Raw genomic sequence first — 8417 nt, 5'->3', positions numbered from 1 at the left:
TCTTGTTGAACGTTTGCAGTTGCCAGACCGCAAACTGTTTTAACAAATCAAAAGGGGTTTTTATAACTGGCTCAAAGCTGAAAGCTTTACGGAACCTCCAGCCTAGCTGGAGGTTTTCTGTGCACAAGTAAAATCCCGGCGACTTGGCCGGGATTTTATCAAGGTTGGTAATCTTCATATTCCCAGGCAAAGACGCGGGAGAGTTTTTGGGCAATCTCCATCCAGTCATTACCTTCACACCGGTCAATATAATCCGTGATGGTTTTGGTGATCTCATCAAGATCATACTTGCGAATCAGTAAGGTATGACGCATCAACTCAGGCACCCAATGATGTTTACAGAGCCACTCTGGAGTACAGATAAATACATCAAAGTTATCTCCCCCATCCGAGTTTACAGAACCTATCGTTAAAGTTAACGTGATTGCGGTTTCATCCTTTTCAGGTGAATAAGCGTTGAAGTCATGGTGGACGCAATCAATATTTTTTAATATCGCTTTCATTTTTAATCCGAAATATTTAGATGTCCATTGCCTACTTTGACTGATTTACCAGACGAATTAATTACATAACTTTCAAAGTTTGCTTGTGTTCCAGTGGTTGCAAAAGAACTGTATTTAGGTGTATTAGTCGCGACTTGATCTGACACATGACCTTGAAAGGTTGAGAGTTACCGGTTTTGATATGGGTGTCGAATCCTTATACAAAACACGAGGTAACTCTCATGCTTCATACTACCAATCCCGTCATCAAACACAAAACAGGTTTGCTCAATCTGGCTGAAGAACTCAGTAATGTGTCTAAAGCCTGTAAAATCATGGGCGTCTCGCGTGATACGTTTTACCGTTATCGCGAACTTGCTGATGAGGGCGGTGTGGACGCGCTCATTAACCGTAGCAGACGCGCTCCCAATCTCAAAAATCGTACCGACGACGCAACTGAACAGGCTGTTGTTGATTATGCTGTTGCGTTCCCTGCGCATGGCCAGCACCGGACCAGCAATGAGCTGCGTAAACAGGGCGTTTTTATCTCAGGAAGTGGTGTCCGTTCTGTCTGGCTGCGCCACAACCTTGAGAATTTCAAAAAGCGCCTTAAAGCACTGGAAGAAAAAGTGGCTCGTGAGGGCATCGAACTGACTGACAGCCAGATCGCAGCACTGGAGCGTAAAGCCAGTGATGACGAGGTCTGTGGTGAAATTGAAACCGTTCATCCGGGTTATCTGGGCTCTCAGGACACGTTCTACGTGGGTAACCTGAAAGGCGTCGGACGTATTTATCAGCAGACATTCGTTGATACGTACTCAAAAGTCGCTCACTGCAAGCTGTATATCACCAAAACGCCGATTACAGCGGCTGACCTGCTAAATGATCGCGTGTTGCCATTTTACGAGTCTCATGGCCTGCCAATGCTGAGAATACTGACCGACAGAGGCACAGAGTACTGCGGCAAAGTGGAGCAGCATGATTACCAGCTTTATCTGGCAATAAATGATATTGACCACACTAAAACCAAAGCGATGTCGCCGCAGACAAATGGTATCTGCGCGCGGTTCCATAAAACGATACTGAATGAGTTTTATCAGGTGACGTTCCGCAAAAAGCTGTATGGTGATCTCGACACATTACAATCGGATCTTGATGAATGGCTGGCTCACTATAATAATGAGCGAACCCATCAGGGGAAAATGTGCTGTGGCCGGACGCCAATGGAAACATTACTTGATGGAAAGCGCATCTGGTCTGAGAAAAATTTAAGCCAGATGTAATCTGACAGATACCTGTATAAATAACCGGTAACTGTCAGATCAGGTCTGAGCTAATACACCTGACGGAAGACTCGACCTTGGTCGATGGTTTTCTGGCTCAGATTCATTGCCTGCCGTGTGTGCCTGTAAACGAGCTGGCAAAAGACAAGCTGCAGTCATACGTCATGCGCGCAATGAGTGAATTGAGCGAGTTGGCCAGCGGCGCAGTTTCGCCGGAACGTCTGACCACCGCACGCAAGTACAGCATGATTGATAGCATGAGTTCAGGGATAAGAATGCTTTCCCTGTCTGCGCTAGCGCTCCAAGCGCGTATTCAGGCTAATCCGGCAATGTCCAGCGCAGTCGACGCCATGAGCGGTATCGGCGCGTCGTTCGGCCTGATTTGAATAGGGGGTTACATGCAACAACCTGTCTCTATCGCGCCGCTGCTCTGGAATAACCAGCCAATCCGCACACTCGATACCACCATCACCCACGGCAAAGGGCGTCAGGGAATTATCATCCGCACCCGTCGCGCTGGCCATTGGCTTTCTGCAATCAAATCCGTTTTCAGTAGGGGGTTTAGATGACAGTAATCACTACCGAAATCGTCCGTAACCAGCCTGCTGGGTTGCGTGACATTGTTGGTAAGCACTTGGCCGCGCCGCGCTGGCATAATACCTGTGATTTTTATAATCGCATGATGGAGCGTGAGCGCCTGACCATCTGTTTTCATGCACAGCTTAAGCAGCGTCATGCTGTGCTGAATCTGGAAGAAATGAGCGACGGTGACCGCGCGCGTCGTGTGCGCTATTGATGAGTTGCGCAGTGCTTTCGCTAAATACCGTAAACACGGTATCAGCCAATCCGGTTTTATTGGCCGCTTGACGATTAGCGAGCGCCGCACGTTATTTCTTCATGCCGGATTAACCGATACTGAATTTAATCAACCGCACTGGCGTATGGATGATGAGGCTTGCACATGGCGCGAGGCACTATTAAGAGCGCTGCGCGAGTTATTTAGCCTTTTCGAGTACGCCCTAATAATATTGACGGCAGTTAAGTCTGAGCAATATCTACATTTATTCACTGGGAAGCTTTCTAACGGCGCTTTATTGCGTCGAGCTTTCTATTATCTGAGGTTTATATAATGCATATGTATAAAACCGTCGGCCAAGAAATGCGTAATAAGGCTGATAATGAGTCACGCAACTGGATGTTGAACAACGCGCGCAACGAAGCGAAGGCCGATGTGGCGGTCAGCTTCTCCGCTCACCTGAACAAACTGGCAACGCACGCGGCAGTCAACCATCCTTCTGATGTTGAGATTATCGAACTGCTGCGCCAAGAGTCTGAAAAGTTCGACAACCAAGCGGGGGAGCAAAAATCGGGCGCGTCGTTATGAATAAACATAGACACGTCGTTATCAATAACAAACTGGATATTGCGATGTTCTCGCGTGGGGAATATGTGCTTTCTGACATAAGAACAGATAAAGACACTAAAGATGTCTATTTGGTGACTAGAGCGGATTATTCAAGTGAAATAAATCTAATTGCTGATGTGGTTAATTTCTTCGTGAAGCGCTCTGTTTTTTTTAAGTCTATTACCACTATCGATGAAATGAAAAAAGAAAGCGGCCATGTAGCTGAAATATGCCGTGGTGCATTGAGTCGTCTTAATAAATCGAGGGAGCAATAACAATGCCGCATTTAATGGATTTGGTGCAGCAGCGCCAGCAGGAAACCTTCGCGATGCAGATTAGTGCCGCGCGGATGTGTGGCGGTGTATCGGCGTCGATTTGCGAGGAGTGTGACCAGCCAATCCCTGCCGCTCGCCGTGCTTTTTGACGAGGCGGACAACTATGTGCACTTACCGGGCATGGATGATAAGGAGTTGCGTCGCCTTGCTGACCGCATCACCGGTCAGTTGATACAGAATTATGACCGCTATTGCGAGGAGTTTATCGAGGACAACGGCGGCGACAATACCGGGTTAATCAGCGATAGCGTACAGGCTGATTTTTATGGCCGCGTTGGCAATATGACCCGCGCCTTCAATGTTACTCCGATGCACTGGCGTAAATATAGTAAGGGCAAGCTGAATGCAGGTTCGGCGCTTGCCAGCCTGTCACGGCTGGTTAATTCCGAATGGTGGGAACGTCAGCTAAAAGCACAGCGCACGCGCTGGCGTGAGGCGTTGCTGATTGCAGCCGGGGAAGTTAATCGCAATAAGTACCCGTATGCCAGCAAACAGGCCATCAGGGATGTGCAGGCACGCCGACTGGCCAATATGGAGTATTTGAAAGGATGCGACCTGGAGAACGTTGCGACCGGTGAGCGCTTCGACCTGATCGATAAAGTGATGGCGAGTATCTCGAACCCGGAGATCCGCCGCATGGAGTTGATGAGCACCATTGCAGGCATAGAGAAATATGCCGCCAGCGAGAAACACGTCGGCATGTTTATTACCATTACCACACCTTCCAAATATCACCCGACGCGTGTCGTTGGCAAAAAAGACCATGCCAAAGTCCAGTTTAATCACAATTGGGACTTGGAGGCGTATTCGCCTAAAGACGGCCAGCGTTATCTAGTGAACATCTGGAGCAAGATCCGCACCGTGTTTAAAGACCGTGGCCTGAGTGTTTACGGTATGCGCGTTGTTGAGCCGCACCATGACGGAACACCGCACTGGCATATGATGCTGTTTTGCGAGCGCAAGCAGCGTCAGCAGATTATCGACATCATGCGCCGGTATGCGCTGAAAGAAGATGGTGATGAACCCGGAGCCGCAAAGAATCGCTTTGACTGCAAGCACCTGAATAAAGGTGGTGCAGCGGGGTATATCGCAAAATACATTGCCAAGAATATCGACGGCTATGCGCTTGACGGCGAAATAGACCGTGATACCGGCAAGCCGTTGCGGGATATGGCTGCCGCTGTAACTTCTTGGGCGTCTACGTGGCGCATTCCTCAGTTTAAATCTATTGGCGTCCCCACTATGTGCGCTTACCGTGAATGCCGTGCTGATTGTCTTCGCTGGATTAGTTTGGCGGAGACCTTTGATGAGCGGGGCGAAACGGTTCGCGCTGCGGTTTCTGCTGGTGACTTTGCGGCGTACATCGCTAGGCAGGGTGGTGCAAACGTCCCGCGTGATGTTCAGACGGTACGTGTCGCGCGAAAGGTGGCCGATGAGCCGAACGCCTATGACGAAGAAGTGCAGAAGGTGGTCGGTATCTTCGTTCCGCATCTTGGTGCGGGTCATGTATTTGAAACCCGTACAACAGAATGGCGCATTGTCCGTAAAGCCGTTGACGTTGAGCCTTTGACTTTAAAAAGCGCCTCTGGCGCGCCTCGGAGTCCTGTCAATAACTCTGGGGGGATTGATAGCAATGCGGTGACAGAGCTGCAGGATAGTAAGCCTGTGGAGGATGTGGCATTGCTGGAACATCCACCGGAAGCCCCCATTGACTGGAGTGATGTGACCGTTACACGGTCTGTTATGACGCGTTTACGGGGGAAAACTCATTCAATTCTTCTGTCAGATAGGGATAGGGGCTGCAGTTCGCTTCCGAGATGCAGGCACCTATGCAATTTGATTTTAGAAGCAGCAAAAAAACTCTCAGGTATTTGACTTTTACATTTTTAAAAGATTTGTGATGGACAACATCAAATCAAGATGACATAGTAAGCTAAGTTAAACAAAAAAATGTCTAAGTGGGTCAAGTATGATTAAATGGTACCGTTTCAAAAATTTTTACTCATTTAAGGATGAGCAACTAGTTGACCTTACTTTGAAGGCTAACTCTTCTGCATCCTCTTTAGACCAATGTTGGCTTGATATTCGCATAACCAAAGTACTGGCTGTGATGGGTGCGAATGGCTCTGGTAAATCAAATATACTTAAACCTTTAGCATTCTTGAGTTGGTTTTGCAGTGAATCATTCAAATCAATGGATAATTCAGACTCTCTACCGATTTATTCACATATTTGTAATAAAAAAGAGCCATCAGAGATTGAGGTATGCTTTGTTGATCGTTCAATTCTCGAAGGTGAAACACATTACGTTGAATTTAAATACCTATTGAAGTTTAATAAAAAAAGGGTATTGCATGAAGAGTTAAAATATAAAAGCAGCAGGTTATTTTCATCTGTTTTTTATAGGAAATACGATGATTCCACTGGTTTGTATAAAGTAAAAAGTGTAGGTCAGGATTTCATACTTAGTGAGTTAAAAACAGTACCACAGAATGCTTCTGCCATTTCTTACTTTAGACGAAAGGGTGACAATGTTATAGCTGATGCTATGCATAACATTTTTTATAGCATAGAAAACAACTTAAATGTCTTTGGTAAGTCCAACTTTAACTATAGAAAAGTCCTTGAAGCCACAGACTATTATAACGAAGAATCTGAACTTTTCGAAAAGGCAAAAAAGTACTTGACGAGAATGGATTTTGGCCTGGATGATATAATAATAAAGGAAGAAGACATTATTGATAAAAAGACAGGCGAAAGTGAACAAAATTTTCTGCCATATGGAATTCATACTCACGAGGGTGAGAAATTCGAGATACCATTTTTTATGGAATCCACTGGCACTCAAGCATGCTATTACTTCATTTATAAATTAATTTCCGCATTAGATTATGGTGGTGTGGCTGTTATAGATGAACTTGATAGCGATCTACATCCGCACATGATTAGAGAACTGATAGATATGTTTGCTAATGATGGTATTAACAAGCTATCTTCGCAACTCATCTTTAGTTGCCATACTGCAGAGGTTCTAAAATCATTAAATAAACATAATGTATATTTAGTAGAAAAAAAGAATAGTGTTAGTGAGGCTTGGCGTCTGGATGATATACAAGGCTTGAGGAGCCAAGATAATCTTTATTCTAAATATATTACCGGCGCATTAGGTGGCGTGCCAGACATCAATATTTAACGGATTACAAAATGGCAAAGAAAAAAATAGTGCGCCGTTCTATCAGCAAAACTTTACTGTTGGTTGGGGAGGGGCATGCTGAAAAAGCTTTTCTTTCTCATCTAAAATCTCTTTTCTCGAATGGTACATTTAAAGTTTCCATTGTGACTGCTGGAGGAAAAGGGCCAGAGCATATAATTACACATGCAATATCATGTAAAAAATGTGATGGGTACGATTTTGTCATTGTTTTACTTGACACTGATCTTCAGTGGCCAAAAAAATACATCCAAGACGCATTAAAAGTAGGAATAAACCTGGTTGGTTCTGAGCCATGTTTGGAGGGACTTCTTTTGGATATATTAGGTCGGAAAAAAGTCGATTTCAATAAGGGCTGTAAAGAATTACTGCATCCATTGTTAACTGGACCATGTACTCAAAGAGATAGTTACGCAGAGTTATTTACTTTTGATGTGTTAAATAAGTCCACAATTGAAAAGATTCAATTAATTATTGAGGTGTTAAGAGGGAAAGAGAAGGAATCCTTCAAGATATAACTCAAGGTGAATGAGGTGGCGCATTTCTCGACTGATGCGCTATCTGCCCCACCACTTCAAAAGCATTCACTTTTCAAAGTAAATATTTAGCCTGCCTCTGTAAATTCAGCATGCACAACATTATGTTGCTTTGTAAGCGAACGGCGAACTCGCGTTGTGTGACTAAAATAATGTAATAAGCTGGCGGATATTGTAAGCATACCCATTTTAGTTCCACGCACTTTTTGAGACTTCCGGATTTTCAGCCATCTGCCGGTACTCTTCCGGTGTCAGGTTATTCAGGGATTCATGAGGTCGCTCGCTGTTGTATTCATTCAGCCAGCGATCGGTGATCTCCCGTGCTTCGTTCAGTGTTTTGAACAGATAAAAATCCAGTATTTCCGTCCGGTACGTCCGGTTAAACCGCTCGATAAAAGTGTTCTGCGTTGGCTTGCCAGGCTTGATAAACTCAAGCATCACGCCATGCTCTTCTGCCCATTGCGCCAGAGCCAGTGAGATCAGCTCCGGGCCATTATCCATCCGCATCTTCAGCGGATATCCGCGGTTTGCCACTATCCTGTCCAGTACCCGGACGACGCGTTGTGCCGGGATATTCAGGTCAATTTCTATCGCCAGAGCCTCACGATTAAAATCATCCACGACGTTGAAGGTTCGAAAACGTCTGCCACAGATCAGCGCATCGTGCATAAAATCGATGGACCAGCTCTGGTTAAGTGCTTCCGGCGTTGCCAGTGGGGCCGGATTGCGAACCGGCAGACGTTGCTTTCCCTTACGGCGAAAATTCAGTTTCAGCAGGCAGTAAATCCGGTGCACACGTTTATGATTCCAGGTGTTGTCCTGCCTGCGAAGTACCTGAAAAAGCTTTTTAAAACCGTATCGCGGATAGCGTTCAGCCGCCCCGGTCAGCGCCTGGATCACCGGTTCATCACGCCGGGTGTCAGGCTGATAAAAATACACCGTCCTGCTCAGCGATAATGTCCTGCACGCCTGGCGGATGCTCATCGTAAACTGTGTTACCAGGTAACTGACGAGCTCCCGCTTAATCGCTGGTTTTAAAGCTAATGGAATGGTTCGCCCCCACTCAACTTGCTAAAATTGCACTTGCTGTCAGCCCTTATATTGGAGGTGTGTTATGTCACGAACAAAAGCACAGTCCCTGAGCCGAATGGGTGTTGATATCGGT

8 protein-coding genes and 4 pseudogenes are annotated in these 8417 nt (G+C 45.9%); 10 read left to right on the top strand and 2 right to left on the bottom strand.

What is annotated here, in order from left to right; translation table 11 throughout:
- Positions 1-158: 158 nt before the first annotated feature.
- Complete coding sequence (locus DRI82_RS23315) at positions 159-503, bottom strand: immunity 8 family protein (RefSeq protein WP_114196271.1); 345 nt, start codon at positions 501-503, stop codon at positions 159-161.
- Between the two features lie 221 nt (positions 504-724).
- Between DRI82_RS23315 and DRI82_RS23305 the strand changes: the two genes are divergently transcribed.
- The 10 genes and pseudogenes from DRI82_RS23305 (at position 725) to DRI82_RS23270 (ending at position 7234) form a co-directional block, all read left to right on the top strand.
- Positions 725-1765 carry an IS481 family transposase gene (locus DRI82_RS23305; RefSeq protein WP_114196270.1) on the top strand — a complete coding sequence of 347 codons (1041 nt, stop codon included), beginning with the start codon at positions 725-727 and terminating at the stop codon, positions 1763-1765.
- A 50-nt stretch (positions 1766-1815) separates the two neighbouring features.
- Positions 1816-2151: pseudogene (locus tag DRI82_RS23300) on the top strand (phage regulatory CII family protein); the annotation flags it as partial.
- Positions 2152-2163: 12 nt separating this feature from the next.
- Positions 2164-2334, top strand: a complete 171-nt coding sequence (locus tag DRI82_RS24110; protein WP_170138752.1) for a hypothetical protein — start codon at positions 2164-2166, stop codon at positions 2332-2334.
- Positions 2331-2826: pseudogene (locus DRI82_RS23295) on the top strand (replication protein B); the annotation flags it as partial. The gene DRI82_RS24110 and the pseudogene DRI82_RS23295, both read left to right, overlap by 4 nt.
- A gap of 68 nt (positions 2827-2894) precedes the next feature.
- Positions 2895-3149 (top strand): DUF2732 family protein, encoded by a 255-nt coding sequence (locus DRI82_RS23290; protein ID WP_114196268.1) that lies wholly within the window; start codon positions 2895-2897, stop codon positions 3147-3149.
- Positions 3146-3445 (top strand): DUF5405 family protein, encoded by a 300-nt coding sequence (locus DRI82_RS23285; RefSeq protein ID WP_114196267.1) that lies wholly within the window; start codon positions 3146-3148, stop codon positions 3443-3445. The genes DRI82_RS23290 and DRI82_RS23285 overlap by 4 nt, the downstream gene beginning before the upstream one ends.
- Positions 3446-3447: 2 nt before the next feature.
- Positions 3448-3588: pseudogene (locus DRI82_RS24105) on the top strand (TraR/DksA C4-type zinc finger protein); the annotation flags it as partial.
- Positions 3557-5380 (top strand): replication endonuclease, encoded by a 1824-nt coding sequence (locus DRI82_RS23280; protein WP_245956920.1) that lies wholly within the window; start codon positions 3557-3559, stop codon positions 5378-5380. The pseudogene DRI82_RS24105 and the gene DRI82_RS23280, both read left to right, overlap by 32 nt.
- Positions 5381-5474: 94 nt before the next feature.
- Complete coding sequence (locus DRI82_RS23275) at positions 5475-6698, top strand: AAA family ATPase (RefSeq protein WP_114196266.1); 1224 nt, start codon at positions 5475-5477, stop codon at positions 6696-6698.
- A gap of 11 nt (positions 6699-6709) precedes the next feature.
- Positions 6710-7234, top strand: a complete 525-nt coding sequence (locus tag DRI82_RS23270) for an RloB domain-containing protein (RefSeq protein ID WP_114196265.1) — start codon at positions 6710-6712, stop codon at positions 7232-7234.
- Between the two features lie 207 nt (positions 7235-7441).
- Here DRI82_RS23270 and DRI82_RS23265 read toward each other — a convergent pair.
- A pseudogene (locus tag DRI82_RS23265) lies at positions 7442-8293 on the bottom strand (IS3 family transposase); the annotation flags it as partial.
- Positions 8294-8417: the final 124 nt, after the last annotated feature.

Source organism: Edaphovirga cremea (assembly GCF_003332275.1).
Classification (GTDB): Bacteria; Pseudomonadota; Gammaproteobacteria; order Enterobacterales; family Enterobacteriaceae; genus Edaphovirga; species Edaphovirga cremea.
This window is presented reverse-complemented; position numbering and strand designations above follow the sequence as displayed.